A 21003-nucleotide genomic window follows, 5' to 3' on the forward strand; every position below is an offset into this window, starting at 1 on the left:
AATGAAGACATCTGAAATCGCAGAAGGAATCACCATGACTCGCATCGTTTGTGTCGGCATTACCGTGCTGGATCGCATCTGGTATCTCGATGATTTACCAAAAGAAGGTGGGAAATATGTCGCAAAAGACTATACGGAGGTGGGCGGCGGCCCGGCGGCAACGGCGGCAGTGGCGGCGGCGAAACTGGGCGCGGAAGTGGATTTTATTGGCCGGGTGGGTGATGACGATACCGGCAGACGGCTGCTCGCGGAGCTGGAATCCCTGGGGGTGAAGACCCGCTACACGCGCGTGTTTAAGGGGGCCCGATCGTCACAATCGGCGGTGCTGGTGGACGCAAGCGGAGAGCGTGTGATTGCCAACTACCCCAGCCCCGATCTCCCTGCGGCGGCAGACTGGCTGCATGAAATCGACTTCTCTCAATGGGATATTGTCTTAGCCGATGTGCGCTGGCATGACGGGGCAAAACAGGCATTTACCCTGGCCCGTCAGCAGGGCGTTCCGACGTTGCTGGATGCGGATGTCACCCCGCAGGACATCGCGGAGCTGATCGCTTTAAGCGATCACGCGGCCTTCTCCGCGCCAGGGCTGCGGCGCCTTACGCAGCGGGACGAAAAAGAAAATGCCCTGAGAAAAGCACAAACGCTCACAAATGGACATGTGTATGTTACGCAGGGGCGAGACGGGTGCTTCTGGCTGGAAAACGGTGCATTGTGTCATCAGCCTGGCTTTGAGGTGAACGTGGTGGATACCACCGGGGCGGGCGACGTTTTCCACGGTGCGCTGGCGGTCAGCCTGGGGCAGCAATTGCCCGCCGCAGACGCCGTGCGTTTTGCCAGCGCCGTCGCAGCGCTGAAATGCACAAAGCCCGGTGGACGCGCGGGTATACCCGACTGTGATCAAACCCGCTCTTTTTTGTCACTTTTTGTATAAAATGCGGGGCGTGATGGTTTTCAGAGGACAGCCCATGAGCCTTACCGAACTGACCGGCAACCCGCGTCACGATCAGCTGCTGACGCTGATTGCCGATCGCGGCTATATGAACATTGATGAACTGGCGCAGCTGCTGGATGTCTCCACGCAAACCGTGCGCCGGGATATCCGTAAGCTCAGCGAGCAGGGGCTGATCACGCGTCATCATGGCGGGGCGGGCAGGGCATCCAGCGTGGTGAACACGGCGTTCGAGCAGCGTGAAGTCTCGCTTACCGAAGAGAAGCGGGCGATTGCCGAAGCCATTGCGGACTATATTCCCGATGGCTCGACTATTTTCATCACCATCGGCACGACCGTGGAGCACGTTGCCCGGGCGCTGCTCAACCATAACCACCTGCGCATTATCACCAACAGCCTGCGGGTGGCGCATATTCTGTATAAAAACCCGCGCTTTGAAGTGATGGTGCCTGGCGGCACGCTGCGCCCGCACAATGGCGGGATTATCGGGCCTGCGGCAACGGCGTTTGTGTCTGGTTTTCGGGCGGATTATCTCGTCACCAGCGTGGGGGCAATTGAGCACGACGGCGCGATGATGGAGTTTGACGTCAATGAAGCCAGCGTGGTGAAAACCATGATCGCCCACGCTCGCCACATTCTGCTCGCAGCCGATCATACGAAATTTACCGCATCCGCGGCGGTAGAGATTGGCAACGTGGCGCAGGCCACGGCACTCTTCACCGATGAGATGCCTGGCTCGGCTCTGCAAACTCACCTGAAATCCAGTAAGGTTGAAATCATCCTGGCCAGTACCAGCGATGATATTGCCTGAAGCAAAAAAAGCCGCTGAGCAAACAGCGGCTTAAATATTTTTATTTGAAGCTGTATTTCACCCCTAACATCCCCTGCGTATCGCTGTAGCCTTTATCGCCTATCTGCTGAGCCACGTTGCCCCATACGCTAAGCTGCGGCGTAATCTGCCCCTCTACGCCGGTCTTGAGTTCACCGATATTGCGCGTACCACGCATGTCATTGCTGATGTCATCCATGCGGATACGCGTGGTCTGGGTGTTGTGGATCCAGTTCGCTTCGATAAACGGCTGGAAGGTCCGTGATTTACCGTCGTCAATCGCGTTATGTCCGCTGATGTAGGCCTTCACGCCGAGACGTGTCATCAGGTTGCCCTGAGTCTCGTCTTTCACCCGCGTGCCGTTGCGCTCGCGATGATCGTCAGCCTGCACGTCCATCCAAACGGCCTGCGCTTTCGGCTGGATCCAGTAGCTGTTGCGGTCGCTTTCGCCCACCTTAACGCTATAGCCCGCTTCAACAGAGGCGGTCACGCCGCTGGAACGATAACTCTCAGTGGCCTGATCCTGCCCCATTACCTTATTGTCGAACCAGTTATACAGCACCCAGCTATCAACGTAGGTGCCACTTTTATCCGCCTCGTTTGCGTACCAGGTACCATACAGACCGACGCTATAGCCATTCACTTCACCGCGTGAGCGGTAGCCGGTCAGGCTGGAAGCGCTCCGGCTCTGGTTGTTGCCGTAGCCCGCCATCAGGCCGAGATGCCAACGGTCCAGGCCATCGGTGCTCCACTGGGCGACATCGCCACCCAGCTGCAGCACGTAGCGATTGGCGGTCGTTTTTAGCTGGCCGCTGCCGTCGTTAAAACGCGTATGACCGCCGACGTTACGCATCCACAGGCTCGTCACTTTCTGCTCGCCCGTAAGCATGTCGGTGTACTGCGTTTCACCCAGACGATCGTGCAGACGGGTCATAAACAGCGTATTGGACGCATAGCTGTTTGCCAGATAGCTGCCAAATTCCGGGCGATACTGGTGCTCGCTTTTCGGTGGTGCGGCTGGGGGGACCGGCTCTTGCGGCGGGATCACCGGGTCAACGGGCGGATCTACCGGGTCCACTGGGTCAACAGGTGGATCTACGGGGTCGACCGGTGGGTCTACAGGATCAACGGGCTCGACCAGGCTGGTCAAAAACCAGTTTTTACCTTTTTGCACCACGTTATAGTCATAGCCCCCCGCCACGATACGGCTAGCCTTCTCAAACGTCCCCTCAGAGTTGCCGCCAACGCTGACAATTTCAATCCCTTCTACGGTTTGCGCGCCGGCACCGCCAATGTTGTTCACTTCCACCCCGGTATGACCGGAGGTGTTGCCTTCAACGATCAGTTTGTCCGTTTCCGAAGTGTCGTCAAACAGCACGGTATTGAAAACCAGCTTGCCGCCGTTGCCGATAAAATCATCCTTGATGGTCAGCGTTTGCCACGCCGCGTCCTCTGCATGCTGGAAATTAATCGTGCCGCCCGCATTCAGCGTCAGGCTGGTCAGCGTGGAGCTGTCGCGCAGATTCCAGACGGCATCATTCATCGTCAGTGCGATAGTACCGGTACCCGCGGCGTTGCTCTCAATGAAGGACGCTCCGTTCCACAGGGAGTTGTCATCCATAGTCAGCGTAATGGTACTGTTTTGTGCCGGAAGCGTGCTGGTGGCCGCGACGCCGCCTGCGGAAAGGATATCGCCGTTGAGGATGAACTTGCCTCCTGCGGACGCATCAATCACCCCGCCGTTACTGGCGTTCAGGGCATAGCTACCGCTGTCGCGCTGGCCTGCGGTGGTAATGGTTGCACCACCCGCGAGCGCTATCACGCCGCGCGACCAGGCATACATCCCGTGCGGCGCCTGCGCGGAGCTGCTGGTTTTCTCGCTGCTGTTTACCGCAATGGTGACGTTATCTCCCAGATTCACCGCACCGGTGTAAGCGTAGACGCCATGCGCACTGGCACCGTTGGTCATAATGGTGGCGCCTTCATCAAGGGTGATGGTTGACGAGCCGGTGGAATAAACCCCGGAGGCACTGGCCGCGTCGGTGGTAATCGTCGCGCTTTTGCCTAGCTCAATTTTTGACGCAGAACCCGCGTACAGGCCATAGGCCGATGTGCCGTACGTTTCGATGGTCGCCTCATCGCCCAGCCGGACGTATGAGCCGCTCTGGTTGGTACGAATGCCCTCAGCGTAAGTCCCGCGCGTCACAATATGCGCACGATCGCCGACGATAACGTTATTTTTTGCCTTTGAGGCATCATTCAGTGCATAAGCGCTAATCCCGCGCCCGGTGCTGCCCGTGGTTTCGATATAGAGATCGTCACCCACATAAATATTGGCGGAGCCGAGAGAACCCTGACTGAAGGAGCTGTACCCGGCATTAATACCGTCACCGCTTTGGCCGTTAACGTAGATATGGGTGCGGTCGCCGGTAATGATAAATACCGGGTTGGCCGGCGTGTTCATCCCGTGGGTACGAATACCGTCGACGTCTTTACCATTATTGGCAGCCACTTTTGACTGGGTGCGAATAGTCAGATCGTCACCAAATATCACCCCCGGGCTGCCGGACGTGGAGTTCTGAATAACGGTAACGGAATGCTCAAAGGCTTCCGCCCCAGGCCCTTCGAGGGTGATCCCATCTCCATAAATCGGGATATTCCCCGGGCTGTACTGGTAGACATAGTTAGGATCGCCGGTATTTTTGCTAAAGTTCGCGTTTGCCGTTGCGGGTATCCGCGCCTGTATTTCTGCAGGCAAATCCGTTACCGCTCCGGAGGCAGGTAAATTAGCAAAATCTATTACCGCTGCATGTGCGGTAAATAGCGCTGACGTTAACGCCAGCGAAATCGCAGCGGCGACTGGTGAGTGTTTCATTAAATATGGCATGACTGCCCCCTTTCTTTCAGGCGTAGAACATCCTCCACACCATTAAATGTGGGTAGGTAAACAGGTTGAAATTACAAAATAGAAACGAGAATTTTATGAATTCTGGTGCCTAACTTCCTCTCAAGTCGTATTTTATGAACATAAATTTTTTTAACATCAATGCCGTCTGATTTTATAATCTCCTGGAGGCACGCACCTGACAAAAATCTGTTCAGTAACGTAAATTCAACAGCGTTCAACATGCTGCCGCGTCTGCTATTTAACCGTCTCCCGGAGAAAAGATGGCTGATTTTTTCCTTTAATATAATGTCGTTATCATTCGAATAAATAATTCCCTTTATTTCACTGCGCTGCATGAAAAAATAATTGGCCAATGCTTCCAGCTTGCGGTCTGTGATAATCACGATGTTCATGTTAGTTCTCACCAGACGTTCAATCCATTGCGGATCGGCAAGTACGCGCAGGTTGCAAAACGAAAAGTCTACAAATATAAAGCCGCGTAATAAGTGATTCTTGTTTCCTTGCAATATTTTATTTTCTACTGCAATCTGCAGGAAATGGTTACCACCAGGCCAAACTGCGAATGAGGCATTTCCACAATATTGTGAACGTACTGCGTTATCTGGAAATAACTGACAGGACAATTCACAGCTCATACAGCGGACAACCTTATGCGACGATGTCATCATCCAGTCCACTCCTGTCTTATTTTCACTGTCAATATTTCACTGCCATCCAAATGTGTCAATCTTGAAACATATCTCGTGCCCCTCTCTTGTTTATGATAAATAGTGATGAAGAATATAAATTCCTGGTGATGTCTATTTTGTCAGGCCGTAGCCATAGCGAAATGACATACTTTGGTCATCGTATTCCAGGACTATTCTTCAGCCCCTTAAGATTATTCGACAAAAAAAATCCCGGAGGATGATTTACGAAATAGCACTAATAGCTAAAGATTCGTTTCTTAAATCGGCCGTAACGACAGTCTTTTCGCGACTTGGGGCTCAATATAATGAGTGGGCCGGGCGAAGTGTAATGAAATCTCATTATGTCGTTTTAGATGAGAGAAACCTAAGAAAACTGCCTTTTAACTGATTGAAAAACAATGTGTTATTTTTAATCTTAGTTGGGGTGGTATCGCGTCCTGATCCTTCTGTCCTATACTGTTGTTAAATATACGTATATCTTTCTGATGTATATAGTTAAGGGTTGTTATTGCTGAGGAAAGGAAAATTGTATCTTATTAACAAATTGGTCGAGTATGATCCAGAAAACAAAAACCTGGTAAATCATATTACCGGGCGCTCGATACAATTGCAGCTTCCTGCCAACCTCTGTTTTCTTTATCTCATCACCCATCCCGGAGAAATAATTTCGCAAAACCAGTTAATGGTGGTGGGATGGGGGGAGCGCAATGACGTCACTACGCCGAATACCTTTTACCAGGCTATTTTGACATTACGTAATGCCCTCGCTGAGGTGGGCTTACCGCGCGATACGGTAAAAACGATTTCGCGTCGCGGGCTTATGCTTTCCGAGGCTACCGAGGTTGAATTATTTGTCCCAACCGCTGAGCCAGTCATAGCCAATAAAGACGTGCTCGTTGCCAAGGGCGCCGCAAGGCAGAGGCCAGCCTGGCTGATAATAACGACCGCAACGCTTTTGTTGATCGCGCTTATCAACGGGGGAATATTATATAAAAAGCACCAGAACATGCCGTTTAGTCACTACATTCCCCTTTCAACGGGCAGCACGACCCAGGCCTGCCAACTTTTTTATGCACCTAACGAACATATTCAGGATCATTACGTGCGCTTGCTAAACAATAATCCCGGTCTGTGTGCCGAAAAACGATACGTTTTTCTCGTCGGCTATAGTAAAACGGAGCGAATCGCGGCGTTTGTCTGTAATAACGATGCGCGAAGGGACGCGACGGCGTTATGTACCACCCATTATTTTTGGGCGCACGAAAAATGATGACTCTCCGGAACCGTATCATTTTGCTGGCGGCATTTCTGGCGGCCGCTGTCAGCAGTGGCTGGTTAGCTTATTCGCATTTATCGAGTACGCCGATACGCTGTACGGGAGATGTGGAATGGACGATTGGTAAAAACCGATTTGTGGGTACGGTTTCCTGGCGGATGCAGCATCGGGAGGGGGCTACGGTTATTAACGGTAAATTATTTGGTCAGACGGTTACTGAAGTTAATCGTACCATCTATTTTCACTACAGTGACCATGAGAACGCGCGCGTGTTAAATAACAATCGTATTGTTAAAACCTTTGCCGATAATGCGGATGAGGCTGATATCAACGCAACGCTACCGGGTTTTTACCGCACGCCGGGTAGAGAGCTGAGCCTGATGCTCGATGAGTATCGGGGGGCCTGGATTTTTGCCGCGTCAAACGTCCCTTCGCTTTACTGTCGTAAAAACGCGCCGTAAAAATCGATCGCACACCTTAGACCGCATGCATAGTCAAATCTCTTTATTCCCGCTACAGTTACCTCTCCACGGCGAGCAGGAGATAAACATGCTTTATATCTTTGATTTAGGAAACGTCATCGTCGATATCGATTTTAATCGCGTGTTGGGTGCATGGAGTGATTTTAGCCGCGTGCCGCTGGCGACCTTAAAGCAGAACTTCGCGATGGGCGAGACCTTCCACCAGCATGAGCGCGGTGAAATCAGCGATGAAGCATTCGCTGAACGTTTCTGCCAGGAGATGGGGCTTTCGTTAAGCTATGAACAGTTTTCCCACGGCTGGCAGGCGGTATTTGTGGCGGTTCGCCCTGAGGTGATCGACATCATGCACAAACTGCGCGAGCAGGGGCATCGGGTCGTTGTGCTGTCAAACACCAACCGTCTGCACACCACGTTCTGGCCTGAGGAGTACCCTGAAGTTAAGGCGGCGGCGGATAAGATCTACCTCTCGCAGGAGATGGGGATGCGTAAGCCTGAAGCGCGAATTTATCAGGCTGTTCTGCAGGCAGAGGGATTCACCGCGGCCGATGCGGTCTTTTTCGACGATAACGCCGATAATATAGAGGGAGCTAACCAGTTGGGTATTACGTCAATTCTGGTTACCGGAAAAGAGACGATACCAGACTACTTTGCGAAGCAGCTATGCTAAAAACCGTTCATCAAAAAGCCACGCACCATACTCGCCCGCTGCGGGCCTGGCTGAAACTGCTCTGGCACCGGATTGATGAGGATAATATGACCACGCTGGCGGGTAACCTCGCCTACGTGTCGCTGCTCTCATTGGTGCCGCTGGTGGCGGTCATCTTTGCCCTGTTCTCCGCCTTTCCGATGTTTGCGGATGTCAGCGTGCAGCTTCGTCATTTTGTCTTCGCGAATTTCATTCCGGCAACCGGGGATGTCATCCAGAACTACATTGAGCAGTTTGTTGCTAACTCCAGCAAGATGACGGCAGTGGGGGCATGCGGTCTTATTGTCACCGCGCTGCTGTTGATGTACGCCATCGATAACGCGCTGAACACGATCTGGCGGAGTAAAAAAGCGCGGCCAAAGGTCTATTCCTTTGCCGTGTACTGGATGATCCTCACGCTGGGGCCGCTGCTGGCCGGGGCGAGCCTTGCGATCAGTTCGTATCTGCTCTCCCTGCGCTGGGCGAGCGATTTAAACGGCGTGATTGATAATGTGCTTCGCATCTTTCCGTTGATCCTGTCGTGGCTCTCGTTCTGGCTGCTCTATAGCGTGGTGCCGACCACGCGCGTGCCCAACCGCGATGCGGTCGTGGGGGCGCTGGTGGCGGCGTTGCTCTTTGAGCTCGGTAAGAAAGGGTTTGCCCTTTACATCACCATGTTTCCGTCCTATCAGCTGATTTACGGCGTGCTGGCGGTGATCCCCATTTTGTTTGTCTGGGTCTACTGGACCTGGTGTATCGTCTTGCTTGGTGCTGAAATAACTGTCACTCTCGGTGTATACCGCGAACTTAAAAAAGCAGCACAAGCTGAAAAACAACAAGAAGCAGACCAACCATGATTGCATTGATACAGCGCGTAACCCGTGCCAGCGTCACCGTGGAGGGAGAGGTGACGGGTGAAATTGGCCCAGGACTTTTGGTGTTGTTAGGTGTCGAAAAGGATGATGACGAACAAAAAGCCAACCGCTTGTGTGAGCGCGTGCTGGGCTACCGTATTTTCAGCGATGCGGAAGGCAAGATGAACCTGAACGTCCAGCAGGCGGGCGGCAGCGTGCTGGTGGTTTCCCAGTTTACGCTGGCAGCGGATACCGAGCGCGGCATGCGCCCGAGTTTCTCGAAAGGTGCCGCGCCGGATCGTGCAGAAGCACTTTACGAGTACTTTGTTGAGCGTTGTCGCCAGCAGGAAATGAATACGCAAACCGGACGATTCGCTGCAGATATGCAGGTATCGCTGGTGAACGATGGCCCCGTCACATTCTGGCTCCAGGTATGAGCATACTTACGGCGTGGCCGCGGGTAACAAGAGAGAGTACAGCTATGTATCACCTTCGAGTACCGCAAACGGAAGAAGAGTTAGAAGCCTATTACCAGTTCCGCTGGGAAATGCTACGCAAGCCATTACATCAGCCAAAAGGCTCTGAGCGTGACGCCTGGGACGCGATGGCCCACCATCAGATGGTGATGGACGAAGAGGGCAACCTTGTGGCCGTCGGGCGTTTGTATATCAACGCCGATAACGAAGCGTCTATTCGCTTTATGGCGGTTCATCCCTCCGTGCAGGACAAAGGTCTGGGGACGCTAATGGCGATGACCCTGGAATCCGTCGCCCGCCAGGAAGGCGTTAAGCGCGTCACCTGTAGCGCCCGCGAAGATGCCGTGGAATTCTTCGCTAAACTCGGTTTTGTGAATCAGGGTGAAATCACAACCCCGCAAACCACCCCGATTCGTCATTTTTTGATGATCAAACCCATCGCCACGCTGGACGATATTCTGCATCGCGCCGACTGGTGCGGACAGCTGCAGCAGGCCTGGTATCAGCACATTCCGCTCAGCGAAAAAATGGGCGTACGCATTCAGCAGTACACCGGACAAAAATTTATTACCACCATGCCGGAAACCGGCAACCAGAATCCGCACCACACCCTGTTTGCCGGAAGTCTTTTCTCACTGGCCACGCTCACCGGCTGGGGGCTTATCTGGCTGATGCTGCGCGAGCGCCATCTGGGCGGCACCATCATTCTGGCCGATGCCCACATTCGCTATAGCGCGCCGATAAGCGGCAAGCCGACCGCCGTGGCCGATCTGGGATCACTGGGTGGCGATCTTGACCGTCTGGCACGCGGCCGCAAGGCGCGCGTACAAATGCAGGTCGAACTGTTTGGCGATAAAACGCCGGGCGCGGTGTTTGAAGGCACCTACATTGTTCTTCCGGCGAAGCCTTTTGGCGCGTATGAAGAGGGCGGGAACGAGGAGGAGTAATCTCCTGTTTACGCTCCCCGGGCGTGCTGAATCCGCCCGGCGATATCCCGCATAACATCTCGCGCTGATTGGCTAATTCCACCAAGCTGGAAGAAGCCGTGTATTACTCCCAGCCATCGCTGAGCGGTACACGTCACTTCTTGCTCCGTGAGGCGTTGAAACAGCGCCTCTCCTTCATCGCATAACGGATCGTACTCAGCGGTAACGATATGGACAGCTGGCAGGCCGCTGAAGTCTTCTCGCCACAGCGGGCTAACCTCAGGATGCTTACGGTCGGCTCCAGCCAGATATATTTCATAGCCGCTCAGCAGGGTATCGCGAGTAATTACGTAATCCATGCCGTTGAGGGTATAGCTTTCAAAACTGGCCGTGGCGTCGAGCATGGGGTAGATAAGAATAAGCTGTACAGGCTGCCAGAGCCCTTTAGCCTTAAGCCGCAGCGCCGTTACCAGCGCCAGATGTCCCCCCGCGCTGTCTCCACAAAGTGTAATCCGGTTTTTATCCACGCCCAGTTTGTCCGCATATTGCCAGACCAGATCTGCACCTCTTTCCGCATCGTCATGTGCGGCGGGGAAGGTATGCTCCGGCGCCAGCCTGTATTGAATCGCAACCACCCGGCAATTGCCGTAGCAGGCTAACTGACGGAGCTGGTTGTCATGGGTATCAAAGCCGCCGCTGATAAAGCATCCGCCGTGGTAGTAGATGGCAGCAGGCAATAGTTCAGGCGCATTGAGAGGTGAAAATACCCGAATGGTAAGACCCTCAAGAACAAGCGTCTCCACCTGAACGCGCGTTTCGGTCTCCCCGGCAAGCCCTGTGCTGGCAATATAGCCTGCTCGTCGCACCTCAATGCTCTGGCGACGTGACGAGGGCCGCCCTGCAGCGATAAATCCCTGAACCAGCTGTGCAATACCCTGTTCCAGCGCCATGAATAATCCCTTTTACTGTATGGATGAACAGTTTTATAGCCTGGTTTGATTCAAAAGAAAACAAGAATAGTATTGAGGGCAACAACCTGGAAAGCGGCTCGCAAAGGCGGTAACGCGTCTCTCAACGAGAATGGAGAGTATCTGGCATGAAAGGCGGCGGGTATTGCTGTCGAATTACAGGCCGGGCAAGCACGCGCCGCCCGGCACTGTCACAGGGAATTATTCCCCTTCACCCGGGAACAGGAACGGGTTGATCGAGCTGCGGGCAAAGCCCTCCTGCTCCATCTTCGCGTCCAGAATCAGCGAGGCGAGATCGTCGGCCACCGCTTCGACTTTCGGGTCCTTTTCCTGATAGAGAATCTTCAGGTAGGTGCCGCAGTCGCCGCAGCTTTCGGCTTTCACCGCCGCGTCTTCGTTTTCCAGCGACCAGTAGTTCAGATCGCGGGTCTGCTCGCAGTTGCTGCACTTAATGCGCACCACGTGCCACTCGGTTTCACACAGGTTGCAGTGCAGGTAGCGCAGCCCCTGAGTGGTGCCGATTTGCACCATGCTCGATACCGGCATAGAGCCGCAGACCGGGCAGAACTGGCGCGCCTCGCCGTATTCGGCGCGAGCTTTGCCCGGGATCAGGCTGGCCATTTGTGCCCAGTAGAGCGACAGGGCTGCCCAGATAAACGGCGCTTTATCGCTGCTGACCAGCGAGAAGTCGGACGCGAACAGCGCGCTCGCCATCTCTTCAAGCTCTTGTTCGGACGCTTTTTCCAGATTCTCAATGACCGCCAGCGCGGTTCCGCTCATCTCCGGCTTCAGCTCGGCAATCAGCGAATGCAGCAGCTTTTGCCAGTGCTTGTCGCGCGGCAGGACGTGAATGTCCAGCGGCGGCTTACCCTGCGCGTTGGCTTCTTTGATCCGCGCGGTCAGGTCCATTTGCAGCGGGTGGTCGTACAGCACCACTTCCTGCGCGTGGGCGACCAGCGCGGCAAAGCGCAGAAAATCACCCAGCGGGTTGTTCTCTGCCAGCTCGCGCAGACGCTCTGCGCGGCGGTTGTAGAGGTTCTTGAGTCTGGGGAATAACAACGGCGGAATATAATCCGCCGTGCGTTTCTCGCTCGACCCCAGCTCATCTTGCGGGATTATGCGAATACTCATTCAGATGACTTTTCCTGTTTCTGGCGGACTTCACGGTACCAACGCGGGTGATGTTTCTTCGCCCACGTGCTGGTGACCCATCCCTCCACCATCGCGGTAATGGTGCCTTTCACCCAGAGGGCGGCGTAGATATGCACCATGATAACCACAATTAACGCCACTGCGGCAAATGAATGCAGCATCAGCGCGAATCGGATCACCGGGATTGAGAAAGCAGGCGCAAAGTACGGACGCCAGATGATCACGCCGCTGACCAGCAACAGGACCAGGAAGATAATCGCCGCCCAGAATACGCATTTCTGGCCGAAGTTATAACGCCCGGTGTCACCCACTTCCTCGTTGACGACGATCTTACGAATATTCTTCGCCCAAAAGATATCATCCCGATTGATTAGGTTATGGTGCCAGTAGCGGAAAAACATGATGATGAACGACGCGAACATGATGACGCCCACAAACGGGTGCAGGATGCGCGCCAGCTGTGGTGTCCCCATGATCTGCATCAGCCAGTTGAAGGACGGGAAGAAGAACCCCAGCCCGCTTATCGCCGCCAGCATGAAGCAGAAGGCGGTGACCCAGTGGTTGATGCGTTCCGGCGCGGTGTAGCGCACGATGGTGTCACGTTTTCTCATTTGCGCACCTCGTCTTTCTCTTCATGCAGGTTGTCGTCTTCCTCTTCCGCGCGGTTCGGACCGACGCCGACGTAGTGGAAGATGCTCGCTGCGAAGGTGGCAGCAAAGCCCACCGCTGCCAGCGGTTTCCAGATGCCTTTCCAGAATTTCACGGTAGCGCTGATTTCCGGGTTCTCCGGCAGGCCGTGATACAGGTTCGGCTTGTCGGCGTGGTGCAGCACGTACATCACGTGCGTACCGCCAACCCCGGCCGGATCGTACAGGCCCGCATTGTCGTAACCACGGGTTTTCAGCTCGCCCACGCGCTCTGCCGCCAGCGTTTTCATATCCTCTTTAGAACCAAAGTGGATGGCGCCGGTTGGGCAGGTCTTCACGCATGCAGGCTCCTGGCCGACGGTTACGCGGTCTACGCACAGGGTGCATTTGTAGACGCGGTTGTCTTCCGGGTTCAGGCGCGGTACGTCGAACGGACAGCCCGCGATGCAGTAGCCGCAGCCAATGCACTGCTCGGACTGGAAGTCGACGATGCCGTTGGCATACTGAATGATAGCCCCTTCTGACGGACATGCCTTCAGGCAGCCCGGATCCGCACAGTGCATACAGCCGTCTTTGCGGATAAGCCATTCCAGCTTGTCGTTCTGCTCCACTTCCGAGAAACGCATCACCGTCCAGGACTTGGCGGTCAGGTCCGCCGGGTTGTCGTACACCCCGACGTTGTGACCCACTTCGTCACGCAGATCGTTCCACTCAGAGCAGGCCACCTGACAGGCTTTACAGCCGATACAGGTGGTCACGTCGATAAGCTTCGCCACTTCCTGCTGGTGGTCCCGCGCCTGAGGCGCGGGCGTGAAACCGTTAGTCGCGGAACGACGGATAATGTCTTGAGATTGATAAGCCATAAGTCGTCTCCGTTACACCTTTTCCACGTTCACGAGGAAGGCCTTAAACTCCGGCGTCTGCGTGTTCGCATCACCGACGAATGGCGTCAGGGTGTTCGCAATGAACCCTTTCTTCGCCACGCCCTCATAGCCCCAGTGAATTGGGATGCCGATGGTATCCACCTGCTGACCGTGAACGTTCAGCGTGCGAATACGCTTGGTCACCACCGCCTTGGCTTTGATATAGCCACGGTTAGAGGAGACCTTCACGGTATCGCCATGGGCAATGCCGAGCTTGTTCGCCAGCTTCTCGCCGATCTCCACAAACTGTTCCGGCTGCGCGATGGCGTTAAGCAGCGCGTGTTTGGTCCAGTAGTGGAAGTGCTCGGTCAGACGGTAAGTGGTGCCCACGTACGGGAACTTGTCCTTTTTACCCAGCGCTTCAAAATCGCTCTTGAAGATACGGGCTGCCGGGTTAGAGACCACGTTCGGGTGCAGCGGGTTGGTGCCCAGCGGCGTCTCAAACGGCTCATAGTGTTCCGGGAACGGACCTTCCGCCATCTTATCGATAGCGAACAGACGCCCCATCCCTTCAGGCTGCATGATAAACGGCCCGACATCGCTGCCTGGTGCGGCAGTGCTGTAGTCCGGAATATCCACGCCGCCCCATTTCGCACCGTCCCACTTCAGCAGCTGACGCTTCGGATCCCACGGGTTGCCCTGCGGGTCAGCGGACGCACGGTTATAGAGGATGCGGCGGTTGAGCGGCCATGCCCATGCCCAGCCCAGCGTATTGCCCAGACCCGACGGGTCGGCGTTATCGCGGTTGGCCATCTGGTTGCCTTTCGGCGTCCAGCTACCGGCAAAGATCCAGCAGCCGCTGGAGGTGGTGCCGTCGTCACGCAGGTGCGCGAAGGTACTGAGCTGATCGCCTTTCTTCGCCAGCACGGTGCCGGTGGCCGGGTCGATAACGTCCGCCAGCGCCTTACCGTTGCTCTCCATCGCCACTTCTTCCGGCGCTGGGTTTTCCGGCGTCGAGTAGTTCCAGGTCATGTTCAGCACAGGCTCAGGGTTCGCGCCGCCTTCAGCCGCATACATCTTACGCAGGCGTAAGAAGATACCGGCCAGGATCTCGCCGTCGTTCATGGCGATGCCCGGGGCGTCCGCGCCTTTCCAGTGCCACTGCAGCCAGCGCCCGGAGTTGACGATAGAGCCGTTCTCTTCCGCAAAGCAGGTCGATGGCAGACGGAACACTTCGGTCTGAATCTTCGACGGATCGACGTCGTTCGATTCACCGTGGTTCTGCCAGAAGGTCGAGGTTTCGGTATTGAGCGGGTCAATCGTCACCAGGAACTTCAGCTTCGACAGCGACTCAACAACCTTGTTCTTGTTCGGGAACGAGGCAACCGGGTTAAAGCCCTGGCACAGATAGCCGTTCACTTTGCCCTGGTGCATCATCTCGAAATACTGCAGAACGTCGTAGCCTTTGTCCCACTTCGGCAGCCAGTCAAAGCCCCAGCTGTTTTCCGCCGTCGCTTTGTCACCGAAGAACGCTTTCATCATCGAGACGAAGAACTTCGGATAGTTGCCCCAGTAGTTCACCTGGCCTTCAAGCAGCGGTTTAGGCGTGCTGGCCGTCAGGTAGGTTTGCAGGTCGGTCTGTTTCTCGCTTGGCAGGTTCATATAGCCCGGCAGGCTCTGAGACAGCAGGCCGAGGTCGGTCAGACCCTGAATGTTGGAGTGACCACGCAGGGCGTTCACGCCACCGCCTGCCATCCCCATGTTGCCGAGCAGCAGCTGAACCATCGCCATGGTGCGGATGTTCTGCGCGCCGATGGAGTGTTGCGTCCAGCCGAGGGCGTACAGGAACGACGCGGTTTTGTCTTTCGCGCTGGTTTCGGCGATCAGCTCGCACACCTTCAGGAAGTCCGCCTTCGGCGTACCGCAGATGTTTTCGACAACCTCCGGCGTGTAGCGGGAGACGTGCTCTTTCAGCAAGTTCCACACGCAGCGCGGGTGTTGCAACGTGGTGTCACGCTTCGCAAAACCTTTCTCATCCAGCTCGTAGTTCCAGCTGGTTTTGTCGTACTTGCGTTTTTCGGCGTCGTAACCGCTAAACAGACCATCTTCGAAGTGGTAATCCTCACGCACGATCAGGCTGGCGTTGGTATAGGCTTCGGTGTATTCGCGGTTGTATTTTTCGTTGGTCATCAGGTACAGCAGTACGCCTGACAGGAAAGTGATGTCAGTACCTGAACGAATAGGGGTGTAGAAATCCGCCACTGACGCAGTACGCGTGAAGCGGGGATCGATCACAATCAGTTTCGCACCGTTGTGGATTTTGGCTTCCATCGCCCAGCGGAACCCGACAGGGTGCGCTTCAGCGGCGTTACCGCCCATCACCACAATGAGGTTGGCGTTCTTGATGTCGACCCAGTGGTTGGTCATCGCACCGCGACCAAATGTTGGAGCAAGACTTGCTACCGTTGGTCCGTGTCAGACACGCGCCTGGTTGTCGACCGCGAGCATACCGAGTGCGCGCGTAAATTTCTGGGTTAAATAACCGGTTTCGTTGCTGGAGGCAGAGGCACACAGCATCCCGGTGGAGAGCCAGCGGTTGACCGTGACGCCGTCGGCGTTTTTCTCAACAAAGTTGGCATCGCGGTCTTCTTTAATCAGTTTAGCGATGCGGTCAAACGCCTCTTCCCAGCTGATTTGCTGCCATTTGTCGGAACCCGGCGCGCGGTATTCAGGGAATTTCAGGCGGCTTTCGGAGTGGATAAAGTCCACCAGACCGGCCCCTTTCGGGCACAATGCGCCGCGGTTAACCGGGTGATCCGGGTCGCCTTCGATATGGAAAATAGACGCTTTGGCGTTTTTAGCACCGTCGCCGAGGCTATACATCAACAGCCCGCAACCGACAGAGCAGTACGTACAGGTATTACGGGTTTCACGGGTGCGCAGCAGTTTATACTGCCGCGTTTCCGCCAGCGCTACGCCGGGCGCAAAGCCCAGTGCCGCTGCCGTGGTGCCTGCCATACCGCCAGCGCAGATCTTAAAGAACTGCCTTCTGCTGACCTGCATGGGTCACTCCTTGTTTCGACATTGCTTACATATGTAGTTTTGACTTCGCGGTTGAAGAATGACCGCAAAGGAAAAAATTTGCGTTAATCCCGCAATTCCACGAGGGATATCATCAGAATACCACATTGTCGGTACAGCTGTTCTAATGGCGTTAATACAAAGTGAACGTATTATCACCATGTTGATTATAAAGTGTGATATTGATCACGTTAACAGCTCTGCATGTTAAAGCGGTGTAGCCGGTGGCAGGTTGCACCCCTGCTAAATGAGTAGGAGAATGGTTGTCGAAAAGTTGATCCATACTATGCGTACAGCCTGTGGTTTATGCTGCAATAGCACGCTCGCTTCCGTGGTTGTTCAGGAATACCGCTGTGTCTAAACAAAACCGTGATCCCCACTCGTCACTCCTGCCTGCCGGCATTGTGGAACTGCCGGTACACCGACCGCCCCACATAACCGATGCCATACCCGATTTTCTGGCCGAAGAAGTGCCCGTTGCGCTCGTTTACAACGGCATATCGCATGTAGTGATGATGGCGTCTCCGAAAGATCTTGAGCTGTTCGCCATCGGTTTTTCCCTCTCGGAAGGCATCATTGAGCATCCGCAAGATATCTATGGCATGGACGTGATGCAGGCCTGCAACGGCCTGGAAGTGCAAATCGAGCTCTCCAGCCGCCGCTTTATGGGGCTGAAAGAGCGTCGTCGCGCGCTGGCCGGGCGTACCGGCTGCGGCGTGTGCGGCGTTGAGCAGCTCAACGATATTGGCAAACCTGTTTCACCACTGCCGTTTACTCAGACCTTTAATCTGGCGCACCTCGATCCTGCGCTTGAGCACCTCAACGATGTACAGCCTATCGGCCAGCTCAGCGGCTGCACGCACGCGGCGGCGTGGGTATTGCCGTCGGGAGAGATTGCCGGTGGGCATGAAGACGTGGGCCGCCACGTGGCGCTGGATAAGCTGCTCGGTCGTCGTGCACGTGAAAGTGAGGTTTGGCAGCAGGGCGCCGCGCTCGTTTCCAGCCGCGCCAGCTATGAGATGGTGCAAAAATCGGCGATGTGCGGGGTGGAGATCCTGTTTGCCGTGTCGGCGGCAACGACGCTGGCGGTGGAGGTGGCCGAGCGCTGCAACCTGACGCTGGTGGGGTTCTGCAAGCCGGGAAGGGCAACCATCTATACCCATCCACAGCGATTAATAGTTAATCAGTAATTTTGAATGATAATAGCAAATCCTTCCGCTTTTAGTTGTTCGCGATGAGGTCTAGTATTTATCTCATCAAGGCACGGCGCCTTACCTGAACAACTTAATGAAAGGGTTTATATTATGAAAAGCATCAAAACTTTTGTCGCTGTAATCGCTCTGGCTGCTTCTTTCGGTTCTTTCGCTGCGCAGACCGTAACCGCAACCGCCTCTACCATTGATGGTGCAGAAGCGAAAATCGCGGCTCAGGCTCAGGAAGCGGGCGCGTCATCGTACAAAATTACCCAGGCATTCTCCGGTAACCGCGTACACATGACTGCTGAACTGAATAAATAAGCGAGTCACACCGTCGAAAGAGCGCCCCCGGGGCGCTTTTTTAGTTTATGCCCGCCACGCGCAGCAATGCCGTCACCACTGCCGCGGCCACAATGACCACGATTAACGGCATTTTCCGCCAGGCCAAAAACACCGCAAACGCCACGCCCAGCACGCGCGCCATGCCCGCGAAGTGGTCTCCCTCATAAAAGGTGGTCGCCAGCGCCACGGAGAACAGCAATACCGTTGCCGCATCTGACAGCAGCGCCTGAGAACGCTCCGACAGCGCCAGCCGGTTGCCGAGTTTGGCGCCGCCAAGGCGCATTAAATAGGTTCCGGCAGAAAGAATGGCGATGCCGAGAATAAAGACCGTCATGTTTTCCATTATTTTTTCCTCGCGGCAAGACCGAGTAAAGAGAGCAGTACCGGTAATCCCACCGGGGCAAACGGTACGGCGGCCAGCGATAACACGGCGCCGCTGCAGGCGCGGATCAGCGTGGTACGGTTTTTAAATGCGGGAACCACTAATGCCAGCAGAATGGCCGGAAATACCGCATCCAGCCCGATGGTTTCTGGGTCCGGCAGCAGCTTGCCGACCATAGCCCCCAGCAGTGCGCCAAGCGGCCAGACGATGGCGACGCCTAAGCCGCACAGCCAGTAGGCGGCTTTACGCTGCTCGGCGGTTTTTTGCGACAGGCCAAACACCACGCTTTCATCGTTCATGATGTGGCAGCCCAGCAGGCTCAGACCGCGCTTGCCCACCAGCTCTCGCACCGTCACGCCAAACGGCACGTGGCGCGCGTTGACCAGCAAACCTGCCGCCGCGGCCGCCAGCGGATTGCCGCCGCTCGCCACGATGCCGATAAACATGAACTCAGACGCGCCCGCCAGCACGGTAATGGAGAGCACAAACGGTACCCAGACCGGGAAACCGTAGGCCATCGCCAGCGAGCCGTAGGACATCCCGACCACGCCCACCGCGAGGCAGACCAGAATGATTGCTTTTATGGTGTCGCCTTTCAGACAAGAGAGATGATGCTTCATACAATTTTAGCCATATCGAACGTGTATCCATTATAATGAACGCAATGAAACTGATTTTCAAGACGAACGATTTGTTCGTTTTATAGAACGCGAGGCCGTTATATGACGCAGCCGATCAGCCTGATCGCCAAAAGTCTGGTGCGAGAACGCCTGCGAACCGGGCTTTCACTGGCGGAAATTGCCCGCCGTGCCGGGATCGCAAAATCCACGCTTTCCCAGCTGGAGTCCGGCAACGGTAACCCTAGCCTGGAAACGCTGTGGTCGCTCTGCGTGGCGCTGGATATTCCTTTCGCCCGTTTGCTTGAGCCGCAGCTACCGACCACGCAGGTGATACGCCGTGGTGAAGGGACGAAAGTGGTCGCCGGAGAGGCTAATTATGAAGCCATTTTACTGGCGGCATGCCCTCCCGGCGCGCGCCGCGATGTCTATCTTCTGATGACCCAACCGGGTGCAGACCGTCTTTCTCAGCCGCATCCGCCGGGCTCGGTGGAACATATTGTTGTGACGCAGGGGCGGGCGCTGGTCGGCCTGCTCGACGCGGCGGAAGAGCTCGGCGCAGGGGATTACATTTGTTATCCCGCCGACCAGCCGCACATCTTCAAGGCCCTGGAGCCAGACACTTACGCGCTGCTGGTGGCGGAACAAAACTAACAGAGATACGGAAACTCATGTCGCTTAAAGCCATTGCCAAAGAACTGGGGCTGTCGGTCACCACCGTCAGCCGCGCCCTTAACGGATATGACGACGTTTCTGACGAGACGCGCGCACGCGTGGAAGCAGAGGCCCAGCGCCGTGGTTACCGACCGAACACCTTCGCCCGTCGTCTGAAGATGGGCAAAATTGACGCCGTTGGGCTGGTGTTCCCGGTCCATCCTGTTCCGCTCAATAACAGCGTATTTATGGACATGGTCGGCGAAATTAGCCACGAACTGGCGCGACATGAAATCGATTTGTTGCTGATTGCCGATGACGATCTGGCCGATAAACACAGCTATATGCGCATGGTGCAAAGCCGCCGCGTGGATGCGCTGATTGTCGCACACACGCTGGATCGCGATCCGCGACTTGAGCAGCTGCAGGCCGCCGGATTCCCCTTTCTGGCGCTTGGTCGCAGCCAGCTGCCGCAGCCGTACGCGTGGTTCGACTTCGACAACTATGCCGGTACGTACAATGCGACCCGCTGGCTGATCGGAAAAGGCCATCAGCGCATTGCCCTGCTGGGCGAAAGCAACAATCAGGCATTCATCACCCAGCGTCGTCAGGGCTATCTGGACGCGTTGCGGGAAGCCGGGCTTTCCAGCGAATGGCTGCGCGCCATGCCCCCTTCACGCCGGGTGGGGTATGCCACCACGAAAGAGCTTCTCTCGCTATCGCAGCCGCCCACGGCCATCATTACCGACTGCAACACCCACGGCGACGGCGCGGCGATGGCGCTGGCGGAGCTGGGCCGCCTGACCGGCGAGAACGCCGTTGCGCTGGTGGTTTATGACGGGCTTCCGCAGGATAGCATCGTCGATGCTGACGTGGCGGCAGTGATCCAGTCCACCGGTCAGGGCGTCGGGAAACAGATTGCCGATATGGTTCGCCAGCTGATCAACGGCGAGGCGATCGAGCAGCTCCAGGTGCTCTGGCAGCCCGAATTCTCTCCCGGCCAGACGGCCTGAATCTCTCCATTTTC

21 protein-coding genes are annotated in these 21003 nt (G+C 55.6%); 12 read left to right on the forward strand and 9 right to left on the reverse strand.

The annotated features are described in order from the left end of the window. Window positions 1–34 precede the first annotated feature (34 nt). Both LLF79_RS21150 and LLF79_RS21155 read left to right on the forward strand, forming a co-directional pair. The gene (locus tag LLF79_RS21150; protein ID WP_126289396.1) at window positions 35–931 is read left to right on the forward strand and encodes a sugar kinase; all 897 of its coding nucleotides are present in this window, start codon (window positions 35–37) and stop codon (window positions 929–931) included. A 34-nt stretch (window positions 932–965) separates the two neighbouring features. Then, window positions 966–1760: a DeoR/GlpR family DNA-binding transcription regulator gene (locus LLF79_RS21155; RefSeq protein WP_021242785.1), complete on the forward strand. Its 795-nt coding sequence runs from the start codon at window positions 966–968 to the stop codon at window positions 1758–1760. 40 nt (window positions 1761–1800) lie between these two features. Here the strand turns inward: LLF79_RS21155 and LLF79_RS21160 are convergent, their stop codons facing one another. Both LLF79_RS21160 and LLF79_RS21165 read right to left on the reverse strand, forming a co-directional pair. Next, complete coding sequence (locus LLF79_RS21160) at window positions 1801–4665, reverse strand: autotransporter outer membrane beta-barrel domain-containing protein (protein WP_227880362.1); 2865 nt, start codon at window positions 4663–4665, stop codon at window positions 1801–1803. Between the two features lie 71 nt (window positions 4666–4736). Continuing rightward, a complete protein-coding gene (locus tag LLF79_RS21165) occupies window positions 4737–5354 on the reverse strand; it encodes a helix-turn-helix transcriptional regulator (RefSeq protein ID WP_227880365.1) in 618 nt (205 codons plus the stop codon). Window positions 5355–5901: 547 nt separating this feature from the next. Between LLF79_RS21165 and LLF79_RS21170 the strand changes: the two genes are divergently transcribed. The 6 genes from LLF79_RS21170 (at window position 5902) to fabY (ending at window position 10095) form a co-directional block, all read left to right on the forward strand. Then, a complete protein-coding gene (locus tag LLF79_RS21170; RefSeq protein WP_032654221.1) occupies window positions 5902–6645 on the forward strand; it encodes a winged helix-turn-helix domain-containing protein in 744 nt (247 codons plus the stop codon). After that, window positions 6609–7112 carry a hypothetical protein gene (locus tag LLF79_RS21175; RefSeq protein WP_227880367.1) on the forward strand — a complete coding sequence of 168 codons (504 nt, stop codon included), beginning with the start codon at window positions 6609–6611 and terminating at the stop codon, window positions 7110–7112. Before LLF79_RS21170 ends, LLF79_RS21175 begins: the two co-directional genes overlap by 37 nt. 88 nt (window positions 7113–7200) lie before the next feature. After that, complete coding sequence (gene yihX / locus LLF79_RS21180; protein ID WP_008501839.1) at window positions 7201–7800, forward strand: glucose-1-phosphatase; 600 nt, start codon at window positions 7201–7203, stop codon at window positions 7798–7800. Then, window positions 7794–8675 (forward strand): virulence factor BrkB family protein, encoded by an 882-nt coding sequence (locus tag LLF79_RS21185; protein ID WP_227880370.1) that lies wholly within the window; start codon window positions 7794–7796, stop codon window positions 8673–8675. Before yihX ends, LLF79_RS21185 begins: the two co-directional genes overlap by 7 nt. Then, a complete protein-coding gene (gene dtd / locus LLF79_RS21190; protein WP_008501836.1) occupies window positions 8672–9109 on the forward strand; it encodes a D-aminoacyl-tRNA deacylase in 438 nt (145 codons plus the stop codon). Before LLF79_RS21185 ends, dtd begins: the two co-directional genes overlap by 4 nt. 44 nt (window positions 9110–9153) lie before the next feature. Continuing rightward, on the forward strand, window positions 9154–10095 hold the full coding sequence (gene fabY, locus LLF79_RS21195) for a fatty acid biosynthesis protein FabY (protein WP_023326334.1): 942 nt from the start codon (window positions 9154–9156) through the stop codon (window positions 10093–10095). 8 nt (window positions 10096–10103) lie between these two features. Here the strand turns inward: fabY and LLF79_RS21200 are convergent, their stop codons facing one another. From LLF79_RS21200 to fdnG, 5 genes are all read right to left on the reverse strand, one after another. After that, a complete protein-coding gene (locus LLF79_RS21200; RefSeq protein ID WP_045352972.1) occupies window positions 10104–11024 on the reverse strand; it encodes an alpha/beta hydrolase in 921 nt (306 codons plus the stop codon). Window positions 11025–11243: 219 nt separating this feature from the next. Next, the gene (gene fdhE / locus LLF79_RS21205; protein WP_008501833.1) at window positions 11244–12173 is read right to left on the reverse strand and encodes a formate dehydrogenase accessory protein FdhE; all 930 of its coding nucleotides are present in this window, start codon (window positions 12171–12173) and stop codon (window positions 11244–11246) included. Continuing rightward, window positions 12170–12805 (reverse strand): formate dehydrogenase cytochrome b556 subunit, encoded by a 636-nt coding sequence (gene fdoI, locus LLF79_RS21210; protein WP_008501832.1) that lies wholly within the window; start codon window positions 12803–12805, stop codon window positions 12170–12172. Before fdoI ends, fdhE begins: the two co-directional genes overlap by 4 nt. Beyond that, the gene (gene fdxH / locus LLF79_RS21215) at window positions 12802–13704 is read right to left on the reverse strand and encodes a formate dehydrogenase subunit beta (RefSeq protein ID WP_008501831.1); all 903 of its coding nucleotides are present in this window, start codon (window positions 13702–13704) and stop codon (window positions 12802–12804) included. Before fdxH ends, fdoI begins: the two co-directional genes overlap by 4 nt. 12 nt (window positions 13705–13716) lie before the next feature. Beyond that, window positions 13717–16767, reverse strand: a complete 3051-nt coding sequence (gene fdnG / locus LLF79_RS21220) for a formate dehydrogenase-N subunit alpha (RefSeq protein ID WP_088728449.1) — start codon at window positions 16765–16767, stop codon at window positions 13717–13719. 371 nt (window positions 16768–17138) lie between these two features. Here fdnG and fdhD point away from each other — a divergent pair, with 371 nt between their 5' ends. Next, window positions 17139–17975 (forward strand): formate dehydrogenase accessory sulfurtransferase FdhD, encoded by an 837-nt coding sequence (gene fdhD, locus LLF79_RS21225; RefSeq protein WP_227880371.1) that lies wholly within the window; start codon window positions 17139–17141, stop codon window positions 17973–17975. 114 nt (window positions 17976–18089) lie between these two features. Further along, entirely contained in the window at window positions 18090–18302 is a 213-nt protein-coding gene (locus LLF79_RS21230; RefSeq protein ID WP_021242795.1) for a DUF1471 domain-containing protein, read from the forward strand. Between the two features lie 40 nt (window positions 18303–18342). Here the strand turns inward: LLF79_RS21230 and LLF79_RS21235 are convergent, their stop codons facing one another. Together LLF79_RS21235 and LLF79_RS21240 are read right to left on the reverse strand one after the other, a co-directional pair. Then, window positions 18343–18666: an AzlD domain-containing protein gene (locus tag LLF79_RS21235; protein ID WP_021242796.1), complete on the reverse strand. Its 324-nt coding sequence runs from the start codon at window positions 18664–18666 to the stop codon at window positions 18343–18345. Then, entirely contained in the window at window positions 18666–19325 is a 660-nt protein-coding gene (locus LLF79_RS21240; protein ID WP_008501825.1) for an AzlC family ABC transporter permease, read from the reverse strand. The genes LLF79_RS21235 and LLF79_RS21240 overlap by 1 nt, the downstream gene beginning before the upstream one ends. Before the next feature lie 102 nt (window positions 19326–19427). Between LLF79_RS21240 and LLF79_RS21245 the strand changes: the two genes are divergently transcribed. Both LLF79_RS21245 and LLF79_RS21250 read left to right on the forward strand, forming a co-directional pair. After that, a complete protein-coding gene (locus LLF79_RS21245; protein ID WP_046092212.1) occupies window positions 19428–19976 on the forward strand; it encodes a helix-turn-helix domain-containing protein in 549 nt (182 codons plus the stop codon). 17 nt (window positions 19977–19993) lie between these two features. Next, window positions 19994–20989: a LacI family DNA-binding transcriptional regulator gene (locus LLF79_RS21250; RefSeq protein ID WP_227880373.1), complete on the forward strand. Its 996-nt coding sequence runs from the start codon at window positions 19994–19996 to the stop codon at window positions 20987–20989. Window positions 20990–21003 lie beyond the last annotated feature (14 nt).

The sequence above is a fragment of the Enterobacter cloacae complex sp. 2021EL-01169 genome (assembly GCF_020733125.1).
Taxonomy (GTDB): domain Bacteria; phylum Pseudomonadota; class Gammaproteobacteria; order Enterobacterales; family Enterobacteriaceae; genus Enterobacter; species Enterobacter roggenkampii.